At 61.6% G+C, this 21056-nt stretch carries 21 protein-coding genes; 10 read left to right on the plus strand and 11 right to left on the minus strand.

The features are described from left to right. Positions 1-10 precede the first annotated feature (10 nt). The 4 genes from proB to rplU form a co-directional block, all read right to left on the minus strand. On the minus strand, positions 11-1129 hold the full coding sequence (gene proB / locus ACK6AU_RS01420) for a glutamate 5-kinase (protein WP_185698364.1): 1119 nt from the start codon (positions 1127-1129) through the stop codon (positions 11-13). A 185-nt stretch (positions 1130-1314) separates the two neighbouring features. After that, entirely contained in the window at positions 1315-2538 is a 1224-nt protein-coding gene (gene cgtA, locus ACK6AU_RS01425) for an Obg family GTPase CgtA (RefSeq protein ID WP_185698363.1), read from the minus strand. 194 nt (positions 2539-2732) lie between these two features. Further along, positions 2733-2990 carry a 50S ribosomal protein L27 gene (rpmA, locus tag ACK6AU_RS01430; RefSeq protein ID WP_003228360.1) on the minus strand — a complete coding sequence of 86 codons (258 nt, stop codon included), beginning with the start codon at positions 2988-2990 and terminating at the stop codon, positions 2733-2735. Between the two features lie 35 nt (positions 2991-3025). After that, positions 3026-3337: a 50S ribosomal protein L21 gene (gene rplU, locus ACK6AU_RS01435; protein WP_003228361.1), complete on the minus strand. Its 312-nt coding sequence runs from the start codon at positions 3335-3337 to the stop codon at positions 3026-3028. 381 nt (positions 3338-3718) lie between these two features. Here rplU and ACK6AU_RS01440 point away from each other — a divergent pair, with 381 nt between their 5' ends. From ACK6AU_RS01440 to ACK6AU_RS01450, 3 genes are all read left to right on the plus strand, one after another. Next, positions 3719-4687, plus strand: a complete 969-nt coding sequence (locus tag ACK6AU_RS01440; protein WP_185698362.1) for a polyprenyl synthetase family protein — start codon at positions 3719-3721, stop codon at positions 4685-4687. Between the two features lie 118 nt (positions 4688-4805). Then, a complete protein-coding gene (locus ACK6AU_RS01445) occupies positions 4806-5147 on the plus strand; it encodes a zinc ribbon domain-containing protein YjdM (RefSeq protein ID WP_103326380.1) in 342 nt (113 codons plus the stop codon). Between the two features lie 187 nt (positions 5148-5334). Then, positions 5335-5604, plus strand: coding sequence for a hypothetical protein (locus tag ACK6AU_RS01450; RefSeq protein WP_185698361.1), 270 nt, complete (start codon positions 5335-5337; stop codon positions 5602-5604). An 87-nt stretch (positions 5605-5691) separates the two neighbouring features. On the opposite strand, the gene ACK6AU_RS01455 is transcribed toward ACK6AU_RS01450, so the two are convergent. From ACK6AU_RS01455 to ACK6AU_RS01465, 3 genes are all read right to left on the minus strand, one after another. Next, positions 5692-6309: an FKBP-type peptidyl-prolyl cis-trans isomerase gene (locus ACK6AU_RS01455; RefSeq protein ID WP_185698360.1), complete on the minus strand. Its 618-nt coding sequence runs from the start codon at positions 6307-6309 to the stop codon at positions 5692-5694. 126 nt (positions 6310-6435) lie between these two features. Further along, entirely contained in the window at positions 6436-6741 is a 306-nt protein-coding gene (locus ACK6AU_RS01460) for a DUF6482 family protein (protein WP_022641097.1), read from the minus strand. Between the two features lie 128 nt (positions 6742-6869). Continuing rightward, a complete protein-coding gene (locus ACK6AU_RS01465; protein ID WP_031320561.1) occupies positions 6870-7358 on the minus strand; it encodes a TIGR00645 family protein in 489 nt (162 codons plus the stop codon). A 152-nt stretch (positions 7359-7510) separates the two neighbouring features. On the opposite strand from ACK6AU_RS01465, the gene ACK6AU_RS01470 reads away from it, so the two are divergent. After that, positions 7511-9343 (plus strand): hypothetical protein, encoded by a 1833-nt coding sequence (locus tag ACK6AU_RS01470; RefSeq protein ID WP_409297356.1) that lies wholly within the window; start codon positions 7511-7513, stop codon positions 9341-9343. 20 nt (positions 9344-9363) lie between these two features. Here the strand turns inward: ACK6AU_RS01470 and ACK6AU_RS01475 are convergent, their stop codons facing one another. After that, positions 9364-9705, minus strand: a complete 342-nt coding sequence (locus tag ACK6AU_RS01475) for a hypothetical protein (RefSeq protein ID WP_185698358.1) — start codon at positions 9703-9705, stop codon at positions 9364-9366. A gap of 214 nt (positions 9706-9919) precedes the next feature. Continuing rightward, on the minus strand, positions 9920-12358 hold the full coding sequence (locus ACK6AU_RS01480) for a Lon protease family protein (protein WP_185698357.1): 2439 nt from the start codon (positions 12356-12358) through the stop codon (positions 9920-9922). A gap of 278 nt (positions 12359-12636) precedes the next feature. On the opposite strand from ACK6AU_RS01480, the gene ACK6AU_RS01485 reads away from it, so the two are divergent. The 4 genes from ACK6AU_RS01485 (at position 12637) to ACK6AU_RS01500 (ending at position 16076) form a co-directional block, all read left to right on the plus strand. Further along, the gene (locus tag ACK6AU_RS01485) at positions 12637-13125 is read left to right on the plus strand and encodes a DUF3015 domain-containing protein (RefSeq protein WP_185698356.1); all 489 of its coding nucleotides are present in this window, start codon (positions 12637-12639) and stop codon (positions 13123-13125) included. A gap of 92 nt (positions 13126-13217) precedes the next feature. Beyond that, a complete protein-coding gene (locus ACK6AU_RS01490; RefSeq protein ID WP_409297359.1) occupies positions 13218-15071 on the plus strand; it encodes a DUF4105 domain-containing protein in 1854 nt (617 codons plus the stop codon). A gap of 99 nt (positions 15072-15170) precedes the next feature. Next, positions 15171-15527, plus strand: coding sequence for a hypothetical protein (locus ACK6AU_RS01495; protein WP_409297361.1), 357 nt, complete (start codon positions 15171-15173; stop codon positions 15525-15527). A gap of 69 nt (positions 15528-15596) precedes the next feature. Further along, positions 15597-16076, plus strand: a complete 480-nt coding sequence (locus ACK6AU_RS01500; protein WP_409297363.1) for a GreA/GreB family elongation factor — start codon at positions 15597-15599, stop codon at positions 16074-16076. Between the two features lie 6 nt (positions 16077-16082). Here the strand turns inward: ACK6AU_RS01500 and gdhA are convergent, their stop codons facing one another. After that, on the minus strand, positions 16083-17420 hold the full coding sequence (gene gdhA / locus ACK6AU_RS01505; RefSeq protein ID WP_409297365.1) for an NADP-specific glutamate dehydrogenase: 1338 nt from the start codon (positions 17418-17420) through the stop codon (positions 16083-16085). Between the two features lie 290 nt (positions 17421-17710). After that, positions 17711-19375, minus strand: a complete 1665-nt coding sequence (gene ettA / locus ACK6AU_RS01510; protein ID WP_185698352.1) for an energy-dependent translational throttle protein EttA — start codon at positions 19373-19375, stop codon at positions 17711-17713. Between the two features lie 350 nt (positions 19376-19725). On the opposite strand from ettA, the gene ACK6AU_RS01515 reads away from it, so the two are divergent. Next, complete coding sequence (locus ACK6AU_RS01515; RefSeq protein WP_409297367.1) at positions 19726-20364, plus strand: alanyl-tRNA editing protein; 639 nt, start codon at positions 19726-19728, stop codon at positions 20362-20364. A gap of 47 nt (positions 20365-20411) precedes the next feature. Beyond that, positions 20412-21023 (plus strand): LysE family translocator, encoded by a 612-nt coding sequence (locus ACK6AU_RS01520; RefSeq protein ID WP_185698350.1) that lies wholly within the window; start codon positions 20412-20414, stop codon positions 21021-21023. The last annotated feature ends 33 nt before the right edge of the window (positions 21024-21056 follow it).

Genomic DNA, 21056 nt, shown 5'->3' on the forward strand with positions numbered 1-21056 from the left:
CTTATGCGACTCAAACCAGAATCAGATTGTCACGATGGACCAGCTCCGGCTCAGCCATGTAGCCCAGCACGCCGACAATTGCATCGGAAGGCCGACCCATGATCTTCTGTGCCTCCAAGGCGCTGTAGTTGGCCAAGCCGCGAGCGATCTCGCGCCCGTCAGGCGCCACACAGACCACCATTTCGCCGCGCCGGAAGCCACCCTGGACCTGCTTGACCCCCACCGGCAACAAGCTCTTGCGCCCCTCGGACAACGCGGACACTGCCCCCTCGTCCAGCACCAGGGTGCCACGGGTTTGCAAATGACCGGCCAGCCACTGCTTGCGCGCAGCCAGCATGCCGCGCTCCGGAGACAGCAAGGTACCGATGCGCTCACCCGCCTTCAGCCGATCCAGCACCCGCTCCAGGCGCCCACCGACGATGATGGTGTGCGCCCCGGAACGCGCCGCCAGCCGCGCCGCGCGCAGCTTGGTCTGCATACCGCCACGCCCCAGGGCACCGCCAGTACCGCCAGCCACCGCATCCAGGGCCGGATCATCGGCTCGCGCCTCGTAGATCAGCTGGGCGTCTGGATTGCTACGCGGGTCGGCATCGAACATGCCATCGCGATCGGTCAGGATCACCAGCAGATCAGCCTCCACCAGGTTGGCCACCAGCGCCGCCAGGGTATCGTTATCGCCAAAACGGATTTCATCGGTGACCACGGTGTCGTTCTCGTTGATCACCGGGATCACCTTGAGCTCGACCAATGCCCGCAGGGTACTGCGCGCATTGAGGTAACGCTTGCGATCCGACAGGTCATCATGAGTCAGGAGGATTTGCGCGGTATGCCGGCCATGCTCGGCGAAGCTCGACTCCCAAGCCTGCACCAAGCCCATCTGGCCAATGGCCGCGGCCGCCTGCAGCTCATGCATCGCACTCGGTCGTGCGGTCCAGCCCAGGCGACTCATGCCAGCAGCAACAGCACCGGAAGACACCAGCACCAACTCGACACCAGCCTCGTGCAAGGCCACCATCTGCTCGACCCACACTCCCATTGCCGCACGATCCAGCCCCTTGCCGTCCGCCGTCAGCAACGCGCTGCCGATCTTCACGACCCAGCGCTGCGCACCTGTCACCTTGCTCCGCATCTCATTCAACCTTTGCCAGCGAGCGGCACGACCGAGCGCCACTCATGGGGTTATTCGTATTTACGCCGCGCAGACACCAAAACGCCGCTCAGATGAGCGGCGCATTGAAAGCTGGCCCGGCAACGATGATAACACCGCACCAAGCCAGATAAACCGTCTTCACGGGCATGCCCACCAACGACGAATCAGTCGCGGACGTAGATGATTTCCGGGCCATCCTCATCATCCACATCTTCCTCATCCCAGTCATCGTCGCCGATATCATGAACGCTCTTCACTCCACTGCGACGCAGGGCACGCTGGTCATCCAGGGCCTGCAGCTGGGCACGCGCCTCATCCTCGATACGCTGATCGAGCTCAGCCAACTCATCGGCAAAGACCGGGTCAGCCGCCAGACGATCGGCACGCTCTTCCAGGTAGCGCATGATGTCGCGACTCAGGCGCTCGGTACCAACCTTGGAGATAGCCGAAATCACATACACAGGACCGGTCCACTCCAGGCGATCGACGATCTCCTTGATTCGCTCCTCCTGCTCTTCCTCGAGAAGCATGTCGCTCTTGTTCAGCACCAGCCAGCGCTCACGCTCAGCCAGGGACGGACTGAACTTCATCAGCTCGTTGACGATCACCTCAGCGGCATCGGCAGGACTGCTCTCATCCAGCGGCGCCATGTCCACCAGGTGCAACAGGATGCGCGTACGCGCCAGGTGCTTGAGGAAGCGAATCCCCAGGCCAGCCCCATCGGAAGCACCCTCGATCAAACCAGGAATATCCGCGATCACAAAACTCTTCCAGCGATCGACACTGACCACGCCCAGGTTCGGCACCAGGGTCGTGAACGGATAGTCGGCGACTTTCGGCTTGGCCGCGGAAACCGAACGGATAAAGGTACTCTTGCCAGCATTCGGCAAGCCCAGCAGACCAACGTCCGCCAGAACTTTCAACTCCAGCTTGAGGTCACGCTGCTCACCCGGCTTGCCTGGCGTGGTCTGGCGTGGCGCGCGGTTGGTACTGGACTTGAAGCGGGTATTACCCAGGCCGTGCCAACCACCCTGCACCACCATCAGGCGCTGCCCCGCCTTGGTCAGGTCCCCGATGACCTCCTGAGTACCAGCATCGATCACAGTGGTACCAACCGGAACCCGCAGCTCCAGGTCCTCACCTTTCTTGCCAGTGCAATCGGTACTGCCACCATTGGAGCCACGCTCAGCCTCGAAATGACGGGTATAGCGATAGTCCACCAGGGTATTGAGGTTTTCGTCGGCAACCATGAAGACCGAGCCACCATCACCACCATCACCACCGTTGGGACCACCGTTCTCGATGAACTTTTCCCGACGGAAACTCATGCAACCATTGCCGCCGTCGCCAGCCTTTACTCGGATCGAAACTTCATCAACAAACTTCATGATCAAACGCCTCTCGCCGCACGGGCGAGCTGAAGAAACCAAGACATAAGACTCTTGCAAAAATGAGCGCAGCGGCCTCAATCAACGACCGAAAATTCCAACGCTGGCAGCCCGTACAAACAGCTTTGCAAGAGACTCATCCCACAAACGAAAAAGCCCCGTCGCAAGACAGGGCTTTTCCAGCGATCGCGCAATTAAGCTGCGACGACGCTCACGTAACGACGACCGAAGGCGCCTTTTACTTCAAACTTGATCACGCCTTCGATTTTCGCGAACAGGGTGTGATCCTTGCCCATGCCAACGCCGTAGCCAGCGTGGAATTGGGTGCCGCGCTGACGCACGATGATGTTGCCGGCCTTGATGACCTGGCCGCCATACATCTTCACGCCAAGGCGTTTGGCTTCTGAGTCGCGACCGTTACGGGTACTACCACCAGCTTTTTTGTGTGCCATGAGTTCAATTCTCCTAGTGAGGAATTAGGCTGAAATTAAGCCTGAATACCGGTGATTTTGATCTCGGTGAACCACTGGCGGTGGCCCATACGCTTCATGTGATGCTTACGGCGACGGAACTTGATGATGCGGACTTTATCGTGACGACCTTGGGAGATCACTTCAGCCTTGACGGTTGCGCCAGCAACAACAGGTGCGCCGATGTTCACGTCGTCGCCATTGGCGACCAACAGAACGCGGTCAAAAGTCACGGATTCGCCAGTGGCGACTTCCAGTTTTTCGATCTTCAGGTATTCACCTTCAGCGACCTTGTATTGCTTACCGCCGGTAACGATTACTGCGTACATGGTATTTCTCCGATAATCCTGCTCACCCAGCTCTTAATAGGAAGAGGTATTGGCTGGCATGGCTGCTTGGGGCTGGAACGGCCCTGTGCAATTGCGTAAGGCAGGTGCTGCCCAGGAAGTTCAGGGTGCGCGATTGTACGCAAGGCACAATTGCCTTGCAAGTGCCGCTCAGGCGGCGCGGGGCGGAGTCACGCCCCCTCCGCAGACAGGAAGAACCACTGCCTGTGGTCAGGTTTTCATGGCAAACCATGACCATTAACCTAGTGTTCTACCCTGACAAATTACCGCCCGCCGGGGCTTTGGCCACCCGGGAAGGCGCCTTGACACCTGGGGACGCGGGTCCTAGCATGCCGCGCATCCCTTCTGGAGCACCTGTCACTGATGCAACCCCAAGCTTTCTACCGCGCGGTGGCGGAAGATTTTAACGCCGTCGACGGCATCATCAAGAAGCAACTGACGTCCCGCGTACCGCTGGTCTCGAAAATCGGCGACTACATTACGTCGGCCGGCGGCAAGCGCCTGCGCCCCTTGCTGGTGCTGCTGTGCGGCAAGGCCCTGGGCCGCGAAGGCGAAGAGTTGCGCCTGTTGGCCGCCACCATCGAATTCCTGCACACCGCAACCCTGCTGCATGACGACGTGGTCGACATGTCCGGCATGCGCCGCGGCCGCTCTACCGCCAATGCCATGTGGGGCAATGCGCCCAGCGTATTGGTGGGTGACTTCCTGTATTCCCGCTCCTTCGAAATGATGGTTGAGCTGGGCTCGATGCCAGTCATGCGCATCCTGTCCCAGGCCACCCGGGTCATCGCCGAGGGCGAAGTCCTGCAGCTGTCCAAGGTACGCGACGCCAGCACCACCGAAGAAACCTACATGGAAGTCATCCGCGGCAAGACCGCGATGCTCTTCGAAGCCTCGACCCACAGTGCCGCGGCCCTGGCCGGTGCCACACCGGAGCAGGCCGAGGCCCTGCGGACCTTCGGCGACCACCTGGGCGTGGCCTTCCAACTGGTCGACGACCTGCTGGATTATCGTGGTGACGCCGAGACCCTGGGCAAGAACGTCGGCGACGACTTGGCGGAAGGCAAGCCTACGCTGCCGCTGATCTACACCATGCGCGAAGGCACTCAGGAACAGGCCGCCCTGGTTCGCCAGGCGATCCAGAAAGGCGGGATCGAGGACCTGGAAAGTATCCGCAATGCCGTCGAAACCTCCGGTTCCCTGGACTACACCGCGCAACTGGCCCGCGACTACGTCGCTCGCGCCATCGCCTGCCTGGAAGCCCTGCCGGCAAGCGAGTACCGCGACGCCTTGGTGGAGCTCAGCGAATTCGCCGTCGCTCGTACCCACTGACAGGCTCCCGGCCCCTGCGGCAGCAGGGGCCGGCTCCGCTCCATAGCCCTGCCCCCCTCTGCCAGGCAAAACCCTGTACAATGTGCGCCTTTAGCCATCCTGACCTTGAGGAGCTTAAGTGAGCACTTTGCCACCCTGCCCAAAATGCAATTCCGAATACACCTATGAGGACGGCATCCAGCTGATCTGCCCCGAGTGCGCCCATGAGTGGTCCGCCGGCGGCGAAGCCGAAGCCGTATCCGCTGAAACTGTGAAAAAGGATTCAGTGGGCAACGTGTTGCAAGACGGCGACACCATCACCGTGATCAAGGACCTCAAGGTCAAGGGCACCTCGCTGGTAGTCAAGGTCGGCACCAAGGTCAAGAATATCCGCCTGTGCGATGGCGACCATGACATCGACTGCAAGATCGACGGTATCGGTCCGATGAAGCTCAAGTCCGAGTTCGTCCGCAAAGTCTGAATCCTCTCCCTCTCGCGCCGCGCGCGAGAGGCCCCCCCACCTCCTCCCCTTGAAGTAGCCTGCGAAAGCCAGCGCCATTACGCGACAGCACCGCTTGGGCAGAAAAACGCGGAAACCGCCAATAGGCACTTGCTATTCATTGAATAAGAATTATTCTCATTGAACCCCATTCAAGGAGATGAGAACCATGACTTATTTGATCGATGCCTGGCTGGACCGCCCACATCCCTACCTGCGAATCCTGCATCGGGAAACCGGGGAAGTCTGTGCAGTACTGGAAGAGGAAGCCCTGAACGAGCTGCAGGACCAGGGAGACCTGGACCTCAATGGCTTGAGCTCCAGCGAGCCACTGGTACTCAAGGAGTTGGTGCGTAACCTGTTTTTGTTCTGCTACGCCAGAGCCTTGCGACCGACCGGCACCGAAAGCCAGGGCCTGAGTGCAAGAATCCGCGTATGAAACCCAAGCCGATAAAGGAGCCTGCCTGCTGGCGATGAACCATCCGCGGCCAAGCCGCCATCGCCCGCAGGTCGGCTCCCCGGGGAATTACAAAACGTCCAGCAACTCGACGTCGAACACCAGGACGCTATGCGGCGGGATGCTACCTACGCCCTGTGCGCCGTAAGCCAGTTCGCTCGGCACGTACAGACGCCATTTGCTACCGGCGTTCATCAGTTGCAGCGCTTCAGTCCAGCCCGCGATCACGCCACCCACCGGGAACTCGGCAGGCTGGCCACGCTCGTAGGAGCTGTCGAACACGGTGCCGTCGATCAGGGTGCCGTGGTAGTGGGTACGCACGCTATCTTCACGGGTCGGCTTGGCGCCGTCGCCCTGGGTCAGCACTTCGAATTGCAGGCCGGAGGCCAGGGTGGTGATGCCTTCGCGCTTGGCATTTTCAGCCAGGAAAGCCAGACCAGCGCCTGCTGCGGCCTCAGCCTTGGCAGCGGCTTCAGCCTGCATGATTTCGCGGATGACCTTGAAGCTGGCGGACATTTCTTCCTGGCCCACACGGCTTGGCTTACCGGAGAACGCATCGGTGAGGCCAGCCAGGATCGCTTCCAGGCTCACACCTGGTGGTGGGTTGTCACGCAGTTGGTCGCCCAACTGGCGGCCAATGCCGTAGCTGACGCGGGTTTCGTCGGTGGACAGGTTTACTTCGGACATGACGCTGCTCCGCTGTGCGGACGGCTCGGGAAAGGCCGTGCAGACACAGCGCATTCCGGAGCGCCCGGAACCAAAAGGGCGAGCAGACTAGCACAGAAGGCCGGCGCGGATCATCGCCGCCCGGCCTCAACCACCGGAGTGCAGGACGATGGGAACCTTCAGATTGTCCTCGACAGTACCGGACAAGCCGCACATCTCATCATGCACCGAGGTATGGATCAGGTTGAAAGGCAAGTCGGGAAAGGCTTGCAGCACTTCGCGAGCATGCTCCACCGAACGCAGGTGGAACGTCTGGCCGTGGGCATCGCTCAAGGGGTAGGCCGTCCCGCGCATGCGCGCTTCGAGCAGGTAGATCCCGCCCTCCAGGGAGATCAGGTTCAGTTCGTCGAGTTTTCCGGCGATGGCATAGGCATTCATTTCCTGCAGGTTCATGAGCGCACCTCATGCATTGGCCCGTGACACTAAAGGGATATGCCCCGACCAGGAAAAGCACAAGCTACAAACGACGCCGCCCGTCCGTTTCACAACGGCCGGGCGGCTTACAGGCAATCCAGCGTTCTTCAGTGCTTGGTCAGCTTGTCCAGGTAGCCCATGGCAAACGCCGAGACCACGAAGGTCATGTGGATCACCACGTACCACAGCAGGTACTCCGTCGGAGTGTTCTTGGCATCCATGAACACCCGCAGCAGGTGGATCGAGGAAATCGCCACGATGGAGGCTGCCACTTTCATCTTCAGCGACGAGGAGTCCATCTTGCCCAGCCAGCTGAGCTTTTCCTTGTTTTCATCGATATCCAGCTGCGATACGAAGTTCTCGTAGCCGGAAATCATCACCATCACCAACAAGCCGCCCACCAGTGCCATGTCGATCAACGACAACAGGACCAGGATCAGCTCGGACTCAGCCATGGCGAACACGTTGGGAATGACGTGGAAAACTTCCTGGAAGAACTTCAATGCCAGCGCCAGCAGGCCCAATGACAGACCGAAGTAGATCGGCGCCAGCAGCCAGCGTGAGGCATACATTGTATTTTCGATAAAACGTTCCATTGGAATCTCGCAGCCGGTGTGAAAACGGCGGCGAGTATATCAGCGCCCCAAAACCCCATAAACCACAGGTCCACGGGTTTTTCCGGGCGCTTTTTCTGCTAGTGTCGAAGCCACTCCAACCGCCCATCGACCCTGGACAGGAAAACTGGAAAATGGATTTGCGATTGCCTTTGGCGAGCCTCGGCCTTGGTCTGGCCCTGCTGAGCAGCGGCGGCTGTTCGCCCAGCGATGAAAAGCAGGAGGCCAACCTCAAGGACGAGGCCGCGCAACTGGAAAAGTCCCTTGCGGCCATCCAGGACCCCAAGCTCAAGGATGCCTTCGCCGATCTTGGCGGTTCGCTGCTGTTGCTGGAACGAGCCCAACTCAAGCTCGCCAGCAAGCCCATCGAGATCGAGTACGGCGATGACAACCTCGCCGTGCTCAAGCATTACCCCAACCCGCAGGCCCTGGTGGATACCTATGTCAATGGCCTGTTCGTACTGCGCAAGCGTTCTAACTCGGATTACCTGACCGACCTGCAACCGATCTTTCCCTTCAGCTTCAGCGTTCCCGGGCATTTTCCCTTTCCCCATGGCCTGGAGTGGCAGTCGGTCACCTTGAGCAACAAGAAAATCGTGGACTTCCAACCCGAGTGGTCGGAAACCGACCCGGGCATCCAGCTGAGCCCCTCCAGCTCGAACATCACCAACCCGGATGACCTGACCGTCGCCTACCCTTTCGTCGAAGGCCTGGAGATCGACAACAAGAGCCAACCGCAACCTGTCTCCCTGCAAGGCAAGCTCGAAGTGATAGCGCCCGGGCGAGTACTGATTTTCGAACTGGCCAAGGCCGACATCGGCAAGCCACACAAGGACGGCAACATCAGCCTGACACTGCTGGCACTGGAGAAAAACGTCGCCGAAATCGAGATGAACAACAATGCTCCATTGTCCGATGAGGCCAGTGATGCGTCGGTCAACGCCCTGATGGTGCAGGCCCGGGATACCAGCGGCCAGGTTCTCTCCCGATCCGGTTCGATCAACGAGGATGCCGAGCAAATCGCCTTCTACCGGCGCCAGTTGGCTGCAATGCAGAAGCAGAGCGCATGGACCGATGCCTTCGAAAAGCAATTGGAAGATGAACAGCACGCCTTCGACCGCCAGCACACCCGACGCTACGCCAAGGTCTATTTCAACGGCATAGTGGACAAGCTGGAGGTCGCGGTACTGGATTTCTCCAACGCCCAGGTCACACGCAAGGACCTCGACTTGCCAGTGCGGCGCTTCGAACGCAACACCACCGACAAGGCCATCCAGGCACTACCGTTACCGGTGGTGGTCTACGACGACCAGGCGGCCAGTTACCTCAAGGGAGCGCAGATCGACGAGGAATCGTTGAAGAAGTCGGTGACCATCAGCCAGTCGGTGGAGGACGCCAGTGATGCACGCATCGAGTTCAACCATCTGCGGACCTTCAACGACGAACTACTGGGCGGGCAGTTCAGCACGGGCGACACACCACTGACCTTCTTCACCCAGAACGACCAGGGCCAGCGCGGCGAGCCCATCGAATTGCCGGATGAGGCCTTCGAGATCGACGCCTTGCGCGGCTTGATCACCTATGACCTGAACCTGTTCCCGGAAACCCCCGCCTATGCCGTCGGCTCGATCCCGCTGTTCCTGGCCAATATCGAGAAACAAACCCTCGATGCACGGCAGTTGCCCAAGGGCCTGGAACTCAAGGGCAATGCCCTGATCGTCGACCAACAACTCTTTCCCTCGGATGCCTGGCGCTTCTACGCCAAGGATGGAAGCGGCCAGTACCTCAAGGAAATCCTCGCAGTCTCCCACAGCGCCCGGGAATACGGTCCGGCGCTATATGACGTGCATTATTTCTACGGCCAGCCAAGCCAGCTGGAAAGCTACAACCGCACTGAGCTGAACACCGTGGAGTATGGCTTCGAGGTCAAGCTCGACAAGGTCGACGCCGCGCCTGTCGCACCCTAGCCGGGCATTCGGCCCGGCCATCAGCGCTCGGGGTGGAACTGGCAGTCGCCACTGTTGCGCCCCCGCTCCCCATTGATCTGACGCAACTGGGCCTGCAGGTGCAAGCACCAGATCTGCGGGTCGTCAGCAAGTTGGTAGCCATGGGTCGTCAGGCTTTCAACGATGGAATCGAGAATGGACTCGGCCACCACCGGACCGCAGAACGGCCCCTGGGACTTGATTGCCGAGGGTTGTTCACCGGCCATTCCGGCGGCGAAGAGCAGGGTCCACATACCGTTGTCTCCCGCCAGGGGGCGGACGCAGCATTCGATACGGGTGACGAGGCCAAGGCATTGGCGAGTGAGGCAAAGGTTGCGCGACATGGCGGCGACCCTCGGGTAGATCCACTATTCAGCCTTCGGTCGAAGGCTGTTTCGATCCAGCGACGATTGTCGTTCTCCTTGCCCTGAGAATAGAAGAAAAGCCCGATAAACAAAGTTGACCGGTCCAACAGGCGCCGAATGGTCTACTTTGAAAAATTGGCGTCAGCGCATCGACGCCGATGGCGAGAGCCAGTGCCCTCGCCATCGTCCGTCATCAGGCCGGCTTGGTTTCCGCCAATGCCTCCTGCGCCGACTCCTTCTCCGCCTCCTTCAGGTCTTCCTCGCCGATCATCTCGGCGATCACCCGCAAGCGCTCCACCACCCGGGCATTCACGCTGCCCTCGGGAAACTGGCCATCGGCATCCGGCTCGCCGGCAGGTTCGCCCACCAGCAGGCTCAGGGCCTCGTCGGCCTGGCGCACCGCATACACATGGAACATCCCATCGCGCACTGCCTGCAGGACCTTCTCGTCGAGCATCAGGGTGGCGACGTTGGCCTGGGGAATGATCGCGCCCTGCTCACCGGTCAGCCCACGGGCTTCGCACAGGCGGAAGAAGCCTTCGATCTTCTCGTTGACCCCGCCGACCGCCTGTACTTCACCGAACTGGTTGATCGAGCCGGTGATGGCGAAGCATTGCTTGAGTGGCGTCCTCGACAGCGCCGAGATCAGCGTGCAGGCCTCGCCCAGCGAAGCACTGTCGCCATCCACATAACCGTAGGATTGTTCCAGGGCGATGCTCGCCGAGATCGCCAGGGGAAACTCCTGGGCATAACGGCTGCCTAGGTAGCCGGTCAGGATCATCACTCCCTTGGAGTGGATCGGCTGCCCCAGGTTGACCTCACGCTCGATGTCGACGATGCCACTGCCGCCGGGGTAGACCGTGGCGGAAATCCGCGCCGGCACGCCGAAAGCCGAATCGCCCACCTCCAGTACCGTCAGGCCGTTGCACTTGCCTACGGCCGCGCCATCGGTGTCGATGAGGATGATGCCGGCCAGCATGTCGTCGAGAATCCGCGCCGAGACCCGCCCGGTACGGGTGGCCTTGGCCTTGAGCGCACGTTCGATATGCCCGGCATCGGTCATTTCGTCCGAGGCCAGGTGGCGGATGAAGTCGGCCTCGCTGACCAGTTGGAACAGATCGCCGATCCGCGCCGACAAGCGTCCCTGGTGCTCGGCCAGGCGCGCGCTGTAGGTCGCCAGGCGCGCCACCGCATCCGCGGTCAGAGGTGCCATGCCCTCCTCCGAGGTACGGGTCTTGAGCAACTGGGCGAACTGCTCGAGGCTCTCGTCCACCATCGGGATGTCTTCGTCGAAGTCCACCAGCACGCGGAACATTTCCTGGAAGTCCGGATCCAGGTCCTGCAGCGTGTAGTACAGCTGGCGAGCACCGATGATGATCACCTTGACCTGCAGCGGGATCATCTGCGGCGTCAGGGTCACGGTAGCCAGGCGACCCATTTCCCCCAGCGGCGACTCCATCTTCAGCTTGCGCGACTGCAAGGCACGCTTGAGGGCATCCCAGACGAAGGGTTCGCTGAGCATCTTCTCGGCTTCCAGGATCAGGAAACCGCCGTTGGCCCGATGCAATGCCCCAGGGCGCAACTGTCGATAGGTGGTGTAGAGCGCGCCCTGGTCAGTGCTGTACTCGATCCGCCCGAACAGGTTGTCGTAGGTCGGATGGGGCTCGAACACCACCGGGGCACCACCGCTGGCGGGATGACCGACCACCAGGCTCGGGCAGTACTGCTCCTCCAGCAGCTTGCGCGCCACGGCGTCGGTCTTGCTGTCGTCCACCAGCTGCTCGACCACGGTTTTCAGCAGGTAGACCTGCATGGCCTGCAGGTAGCCACAGACCCCGGCGTTCTCCGCGTATTTCTCCGACAATGGCGCCAGCAACGGCTGCAGGGCCAGGGTGATGGTTTCCTCATTGAGCTGGCGCAGCTGGTTGCTCGATTCGCGCTTCCACTGCGGCAGGCTCGCCAGTTCTTCGTTGAGGCGTTCTTCAAGGGCGGAAATGTCCTCGTGGAAACGCTCGCGATCAGCCTCCGGCAACTGGGCGAACTCGGCCTCGTCCAACGCCTTGCCTTCGTACATCGGAGTGAAGGCGATATTGCTGCTATCGCGATACAGCGCCACGTCCTTCTCCAGGGCCAGGCGCTCGATCACATCCAGGGCACGGTCATAGCGCTGGTTGAAGGCCCGGTCGATGGCGCTCTTCTTCTGCTGGTAGGACGGGTGTTCGAAGACCGCCGGAAAGGTTGCCAGCAGGTTGTCGATCAGGCCGTTGATATCGGCGATGAAGCTGCCCGCGGCCCCCGCCGCCAGTTCCAGCGCCCGGGGCTCGCGCGGTTCGTCGAAATTGTTGACGTAGACCCAGTCCGATGGCGTGTGCAGGCGCTTGCCCTCGGCCTTCAGGTAGCGCTTGACGAAGGAAAAGCGCCCGGTGCCCGGTTCGCCCATGACGAATACGTTGTAACCGGGGCGCGGCATGGCCACGCCGAACTGCAAGGCCTCCACTGCGCGTTCCTGGCCAAGCACACCGCGAAAGGGCTCCAGATCATTGGTGGTCGAGAAGCTGAACTGCTCAGCGGAGAACGGGCGGGTCAAGGCCTCAGGCGCGAGACGCAGGCTGGCGGCAACAGGATCAGGCATCGGACTTCCTTACATCAGGCGGGGCGGATGGCGGCATTCTGGCGCTGGCCAGGCCCGGCTGGCAAGGCGCGCCTGCTGGCCGAACAGGGACGGACCGCAGCCTGTCCCCCCATGCCAGGGGCCACCTGGCATATCCAGTATCGCGTTGTAAATACTTACGGAACCGATGGATTCTGCCTAAACTCCAACCTGCGCGACCGGATAAATAACCGGTCCCCTGGTGCCTGCACGGACCAACCTCCCTGTCCATTATTGGTATGCACAAAGAGAACAACGCTATGAAACGGATTCTTCTCGGTACTCTCTTCACCGCCGTCTCCCTGAACGCCATGGCCCAAGCGCCAGGTGGCCCAGACTGCGGTTGGGGTAACATGCTGTTCAAAGGCCAGCGCGGCACTCCTGCCCACTTCCTGGCTTCCACCACCAACGGTACCTCCGGCAACGCCACCTTCGGCATGACCTCCGGCACCAACGGCTGCTCCACCAACGCCGCCCTGACCTACGGTGGCAAATCCTGGTTCGCCATGAACGGCATGATGAATGAGCTGTCCGAAGACATGGCCAAGGGCCAGGGCGAAGCCCTGACCACCTACGCCGTCGTCCTGGGCGTAGCTCCCGAAGACCGTGCGCACTTCGCCGCGGTTACCCATGAACACTTCCAGCAGATCTTCAGCAAAGCCGACGTGACCGCCGAAGACGTGCATGCCAACACCCTGGCCGTACTCAAAGGCGATGCTCGCCTGGCCAAGTACGCCACTCCAGCCTAAGCCGGCCCCCGCCCGCTCCTTTCGGGGAGCGGGTTTTTCTTTCTGGTCCTGCCCCTTCCGGGCTTTTGTATTTCCGACTCAAGTTGCCCACCATGCTCAAACGCCTTGCCTACCTGGCGCTCTGTGCCTGCGCCCCGCTGTACGCCGCGCCCCACATTGACTCACAACGTTTGCAGCAACTGGCCAACGATCCCTTCTGGATCTCCATCGGCCACTACGAGACCGCCAAGCTTGGCGGCTGGCGCAGCTACGTCAGCGATCCGCGCTTCTTCCTCGCCGCCGACGGCGCCCATCATCCCGATGCCGAGCTGAGCGCGACCCTCGATGCGCTCTATGCTCCGGCCAGCGCCGGCGAACGCCATGCCCAGTGCGTCTACCCGGCCCGCACCCGCTGGCTCAAGGCCCAGCTGGGGTTCAACGACCTGCCTGCGGTCCAGTGCAACGAGTTCAGCCAATGGTTCAAGGACGTCGCCCCCCACAGCACGGTGATGATCTTCCCGGCGGCCTACCTCAACAGCCCTTCGTCGATGTTCGGCCACACCCTGCTGCGTATCGACCAGGCAGACGTGCAGAGCAACCACACGGCCCTGCTCAGCTACGCGATCAACTTCGGCGCCTATATCGAAGGTTCGGACAACAGCATCCTCTATGCCTGGAAAGGCCTGATGGGCGGCTATCCCGGGCTGTTCGCCCTGGTCCCCTACCAGGAGAAGCTGGCGGAGTACCGCAGCCTGGAGAACCGCGACCTGTGGGAGTACCGGCTGAACCTGACCCAGGAAGAAACCGAGCGCATGGTGGAGCATGTCTGGGAACTGAAGCAGATCAAGTTCGACTACTTCTTCTTCGACGAAAACTGCTCCTACCGCTTGCTGGAACTGCTCCAGGTCGCCCGCCCGAGCCTGCGCCTGACCGGCCAGTTCCCGCTCACCGCGATCCCCACCGACACGGTCAAGGCTGTCAAGGAGGCCGGGCTGGTGGAGCGCATCGACTACCGTCCGTCCCGCGAGCGCGAGCTGCTCAGCCGCGCCCAGCCCTTGAGCCATGAAGAACAGCAATGGGTACTCAAGGTCAGCGCCGACCAGAAACAATTGCAAGACCCCGGGTTCAAGGCCCTGCCCCGGGATCGCCAGGCCCTGGTCGTCGATGCGGCCTACCGCCTGGAGCGCTATCGGGCCAACGGCCTGGAGCGCGACGCCGAACGTTCGCAGCGCAGCTTCGAGCTGCTCAAGGCCATCAACCAGAACCCGGCGCCCGAGCTGCAGATCCAACGCCCGGGCCTGCCGGAAGACGGCCACCAGTCGCGAACCTGGCAGCTTGGCGTCGGCACGCGGGAGGACAAGGCCTTCGCCGAATACGACCCGCGCATGGCCTATCACGATCTCAACGACAACGCCGAAGGTTTCCCCCTCGGGGCGCAGATCGAGATCCTGCAGATGAAACTGCGCCAGTACGAAGGCAACCGCTGGCAATTGCAACAGCTGGACCTGGCGACCATCCGCTCCCTGACCCCACGCAACGAGCTGCTGCAGCCGTGGTCCTGGCAAGTCACCGGCGGCCTGGAGCGGGTACCGGGCAAGCATGACGACGAAACCCTGGTCAGCCACGTCAATGGCGGTGCCGGCGGCACCTGGCAATTGGGCGAGGACACCCTGGGCTTTGCGTTGGGCACGGTTCGGGTGGAACACAACGCCGACTTCGCCGGCTTCATCGCTCCGGCGGCCGGCTTCGATTCCGGCATCCTCTGGAAAAACCCCTTGGGCAATTTCAGCCTCGAAGCCAAGGGCGACTACTTCACCAACGGCGAAGTGCGCCGCAGCCTGAGCCTCAACCAGCAATGGGAGCTGTCACGCAACCTGGGCCTGCGCCTGAGCGCCCAGCGCGAGTTCAGCCAGCTGGCCAGCCCGGTCAATGAAGTCATGCTCGAACTCAAGTGGTACCACTATTAACGGCAGCTGCTAGCGTCAAGCTCCTAGCGACAAGGTTTTCACGCGTCGCCGACAAATGCCCTTCTAGACTTCACTCATGTGAAGTCTGGGAGCTCCTCGATGTGGCGTTACGCTTGGGCATTGCTGGCACTGGCCCTGATCGGTGGTTGTGAGTCGAACCACGAGTATTTGCTCAAGCAAGGCTATCCACCGGCCTTTGCCGACGGTTTCGACGACGGCTGCGTCAGCGGCCGACAGGCAGCCGGCTCCATCAGTGGAGAGTTTCGCAAGGACGTCCCCCGCTATCTCCAGGATGCGCAATACGCCGAGGGCTGGAGCGACGGTTTCCGCCAGTGCCAGGCCATGCTGGAGAACCAGGACCGCGAACAGTACCGCCAGCGCCACTGGGATGAGCGTGAGCGGGCCTGGCAGCAGGAGAAGGATCGCGATGCCGCCCGGGCCTATCGTTCGCAATAGGTCGCTTTCAGGCAATGCTCCATGCCTGGGGTCTGCCACCATGGCCAACCCCAACCAGGGAGAACCGCCATGAGTCGCGCTTTCGTCAACGAAGACCAGGCCGCCGCCCAAGCCGCACAGCCGGTGGAGCGCCAGGTCAGCAGCCAGCCCAACTACGTTACGCCACAGGGGCTGGTGGAGCTGCAGGACAGGGTTGTGCAGCTACAGCAGCAGCGCGGATTGCAAGATGCCGGCGATCCCCAGCGCCTGGCGGAGCTGGAACGGGACCTGCGCTACTTCACCCAGCGCCTGCACAGCGCCCAGGTGGTACAAGCGAGCGCCAGCGACCGGGTACAGATCGGCAGCCGGGTGACTTATGTGGACGAAGCAGGCGACCCAAAGAGTGTGCAACTGGTCGGCGAGGATCAGGCCGATGTCGCCAGGGGCCTGGTGAACTGGGCCTCGCCCCTGGGCCGCGCCTTGCTGGGCGCGCGTCTCGGGGACGAGGTCTGGTGGCAGCGGCCGGCGGGCGACCGCTTGATCGAGGTCATCGGCATCGAACCGGCCTGAACCGATTCAGACCACGCCCTGGGCCAGCATGGCATCGGCCACCTTGACGAACCCGGCGATGTTGGCGCCCTTGACGTAGTTGATCCGGCCGTTTTCTTCACCGTAGTGCACGCAGGCATGGTGGATCGACTGCATGATGGCGTACAGCTTGCTGTCCACTTCGCCGGCGGTCCACAGCAGGCGCATGGCGTTCTGCGACATTTCCAGCCCGCTCACCGCCACCCCACCAGCGTTGGAGGCCTTGCCCGGGGCGAACAGGATGCCAGCGTCGATGAAGATATCCACAGCCTCCAGGGTAGTGGGCATGTTGGCGCCCTCGGCGACACAGATGCAGCCATTGCGCAGCAGCGTGCGGGCCGCCTCGGCGTCCAGCTCGTTCTGGGTGGCACAAGGCAGTGCGATATCGCAAGGCAGGTCCCATGGTGTCTTGCCGGCACGGAACTCCAGGCCGAAGCGGCTGGCCAGCTCGCTGATGCGCCCACGCTGGACGTTCTTGAGCTCCAGCACCGCTTGCCATTGCTCTTCGCTCAGGCCGGACTCGCAGTACAGGGTGCCTTCGGAGTCCGACAACGAGATCACCTTGCCCCCCAGGTCCATGACCTTGCGGGCAGCGTATTGCGCCACGTTGCCGGAGCCGGAGATCGCCACGCGCTTGCCTTCGACCCGGTCGTCACGCCGCTTGAGCATTTCCTCGGCGAAGTACACGCAGCCAAAGCCCGTGGCCTCCGGGCGAATCAGGCTGCCGCCGTAACTCATGCCCTTGCCGGTGAGCACCGAGGTGAACTGGTTGCTCAGGCGCTTGTACTGGCCGAACAGGAAGCCGATTTCCCGGGCACCGACACCGATATCCCCGGCCGGCACGTCCACGTCCGCACCGATGTGCCGGTACAGCTCGCTCATGAAGGCCTGGCAGAAGCGCATGACTTCGGCATCGCTCTTGCCCTTGGGGTTGAAGTCCGAGCCACCCTTGCCGCCGCCCATGGGCAGGGAAGTGAGGGAGTTCTTGAAGGTCTGCTCGAAAGCCAGGAACTTCAGCACGCCCATGTTCACCGACGGATGGAAGCGCAGGCCGCCCTTGTAGGGACCGATGGCGCTGTTCATCTGGATGCGGAAACCACGGTTGACCCGGACCTTGCCCTGGTCGTCGACCCAGGACACACGAAACACCACGGCACGTTCCGGCTCGCAAATCCGTTCGAGAATCCCGGACTCCAGGTAATGCGGGTTGGCTTCCAGAAACGGCCATAGGCTACGCAGCACCTCTTCCACCGCCTGGTGGAATTCTGGCTGGTCCGGATCGCGCTTTTTCAGGCGGGCGAGGAAGTCTTCGACGGATTCGATCATGGAAAGTCTCGGCGGATTTATTGTCGTTAAGGGGGAGATTTGCCAGGGACTTTAGCAATTCAATCTGCACTGGGACAGAGCAAAATGTCGCAGTTATGAATTTAAATGGTGCAAAAAATATAAATCTACCCAACCTTCAGGCCTCATACGCACTGGATTGGTGACAAAACGCCGCAGCTTTGCACTCACTTTGAACGTCCTCCAAAACCGGCAAATTAGCCCGCCGATCAGTTCTCCAGGCATAAAAAACGGAGCCCAGTGGGCTCCGTTCGTTTCCTGCAGCGAGCCGATCAGGCCAGCTTCTTGTGCCGTACACGGTGCGGTTGCGCCGCGGCTTCGCCCAGGCGCTTCTTGCGGTCGGCTTCGTACTCGGTGTAGTTGCCTTCGAAGAATACCGCCTGGGAATCGTCCTCGTAGGCCAGGATGTGGGTGGCCACGCGGTCCAGGAACCAGCGATCGTGGGAAATCACGATGGCGGCGCCAGGGAAGTCCAGCAGGGCTTCCTCCAGGGAACGCAGGGTCTCGACGTCGAGGTCGTTGGACGGTTCGTCGAGCAGCAGGACGTTGCCGCCCTCCTTAAGGGTCAGGGCCAGGTGCAGGCGGCCACGTTCACCACCGGAGAGGTCCTTGACGAACTTCTGCTGGTCGCCGCCCTTGAAGTTGAAGCGGCCGACATAGGTGCGCGACGGGATCTCGTAGTTGCCGATGCGGATCTGGTCGGAACCGTCGGAAATCTGCTGGAACACGGTCTTGCTGCCATCCAGGTCCTCGCGGCTCTGGTCCACACAGGCCAGTTGCACGGTTTCGCCGATCTCGATGCTGCCCGAGTCCGGCTGCTCCTTGCCCATGATCATGCGGAACAGGGTCGATTTACCGGCGCCGTTACCGCCGATCACGCCGACGATGGCGCCCTTGGGCATGGAGAACGACAGGTTGTCGATCAGCACGCGGTCGCCATAACCCTTGGTGACGTTCTTGAACTCGATGACCTTGTCGCCCAGGCGCGGACCGGCCGGAATGTAGATCTCGTTGGTCTCGCTGCGCTTCTGGAATTCCTGGGACTGCATTTCCTCGAAACGCTGCAGGCGGGCCTTGGACTTGGACTGGCGGGCCTTGGCGCCTTTGCGCACCCATTCCAGCTCTTCCTTCATGGCCTTCTCGTGGGCCGACTGCTGCTTGGATTCCTGGGCCAGGCGCGCCGACTTGGCCTCCAGCCAGCCGGAGTAGTTGCCTTCGTACGGGATGCCCGCGCCGCGGTCCAGTTCCAGGATCCAGCCGGCGACGTTGTCGAGGAAGTAACGGTCGTGAGTAATGGCTACCACGGTGCCCGGGAAGTCGTGCAGGAAGTGCTCCAGCCAGGCCACCGAGTCGGCGTCCAGGTGGTTGGTCGGTTCGTCGAGCAGCAGCATGTCGGGGGCCGACAGCAGCAGGCGGCACAGGGCCACGCGGCGTTTCTCGCCACCGGACAGGTGCTCGACGCGGGCGTCCCAGGCCGGCAGGCGCAGGGCATCGGCGGCGACTTCCAGCTGGCGCTCCAGGTTGTGGCCGTCGCTGGCCTGCAGGATGGCTTCCAGCTTGGCCTGCTCGGCGGCCAGCTTGTCGAAGTCGGCATCAGGGTCGGCGTAGGCGGCATAGACCTCGTCCAGGCGGGCCTGGGCGTCCTTGATCACGCTGACCGCCTCCTCGACCACCTCCCGCACGCTCTTGGTCGGGTCCAGCTGCGGCTCCTGGGGCAGGTAGCCGATGTTCAGCTCCGGCATCGGCCGTGCTTCACCTTCGAACTCGGTATCGACGCCAGCCATGATCTTCAGCAGCGTGGACTTACCCGAACCGTTGAGGCCCAGTACGCCGATCTTGGCTCCGGGGAAGAAGGACAGGGAGATGTTTTTCAGGATTTCCCGCTTCGGCGGAACGACCTTGCCCAGCCGATGCATGGTGAAAACGTATTGAGCCAAAATATGGACCTCGTGAAAAAGGTGAAAACAGGCCTGCTAAGCCTCGTGGTGCGATACACAGCACTCCCAACCTTCAAGGTTAACCTAACTGAGCGACGGCGGGCAGACCGCCGGGAGCTTCAGCCGCGCTTTTTCTTGCTGCAGCCCTTGTGGCACAAGGCCCCCGTCAATAGCCCGAGAACCTGTAGAAGCAAGACCTTGGTCACTCACAAACAAGGCCATGGGCAAGCTCGGGCATGAGCCTGCCATCGGGCCACTACCCGGCCGGCGGTCAGTTTTCCTCGAAAGCGCTCTTCAATGCTTCTACGCTACCTTTCGCCCCTCCCCATGGAACAAGACAGACAAGCCATATGGAACGTGCCTTCTGGAGTACTCCCTATCTCACCTCCCTGGATGCTCGCGTGCTGAGTATCGAAGGGTGCGACGTGACGATCAGCCCGACGATCTTCTTCGCCGAATCCGGTGGCCAGGAGTCGGACCACGGCACCATCAACCGAATCGAGGTTGCCCAAGCCAGGGTGGTCGACGACCGGATCGTCTATCGCCTGGCGGCCGAGCCGGACTTCGCCGTGGGCGACCTGGTCAACGTGCGGATCGATTGGACCCGGCGCTATGCCCTGATGCGCCTGCACTTCGCCGCCGAAATCGTCCTTGAGCTGTTCTACAAGAAATTTCCCGGGCTGGAGAAAGTCGGCGCCCACATCAGCCAGGACAAGGCTCGCATCGACTTTGTAATGGAGGACAACGTCAGCCAGTACTTCCCTGAGATCCTCGAGCAGGTCGAACGCTTGGTGGCCGCGGACCTGCCGATCGAAAGCCGCTTCACCAACGCCGAACATCTGCGCCGCTGCTGGCACATCGAGGGGTTCTCCCAGGTGCCCTGCGGCGGCACGCACCTGCGCAAGACCGGCGAAGTCGGACGGCTTCGCCTCAAGCGCAACAACATCGGGGCGCACAAGGAGCGCGTCGAGATCTATCTAGTGGACTAGCCAGCGCCTGTTGATCGTGGCCCGGCGTGTTTCAGGAGACCGCCTGCATGCTGAACATCATGTCTGCACTTGGATTGCTGCTGTTGATGCCGGGCCCGACCAACACGCTGTTGTTGCGCTCAGGCGTACTCAGCGGCTTCAGGCGTGCCTGGCCCTTGAGCCTGCTGGAATGCCTGGCCTACCTGCTGCAGATCTCCTTCTGGGGGTATCTGCTGGGACACATCGGTGATGGCGCCCCCTGGTGCCTGAAGCTGATGCAATTCGCTTCGGTCTGCTACCTGGCCAAGACCTCGTACCTGCTCTGGGGTCGGTCCGGCAACAGGCCGCAGGCCTCACCGGAAGGCCAGGTATCCCGACGGCATTTCTTCCTCCTGACCCTGATCAATCCCAAGGGCTTGCTGGTGGTGTCATTCATCGTCCCACTGCAAACGTTCGCCGACGCCGAGCTCTACCTGCATTTCGTCTTGCAGTTCACCACGGTGGTGATCCCTGTGGGCTGCGCCTGGGTGCTGTTCGGCGCCCGGATCAAGCGCAGTGGCCATGCCTGGCTGACACCCCACGCCATCAATCGCACGGCCTCGGTGGTGATTTGCTGCTTCGCCGTAGCCATTCTTTCGCGGCTGGCGAATTCCCTGCTCGAGAGCGGGCTGACCCTCTAGTCGGCCAGACGGGTCTGGCACTTTGCCACAACT

The organism is Pseudomonas sp. KCJK8993 (genome assembly GCF_046230915.1).
GTDB classification, from domain to species: domain Bacteria; phylum Pseudomonadota; class Gammaproteobacteria; order Pseudomonadales; family Pseudomonadaceae; genus Aquipseudomonas; species Aquipseudomonas piscis.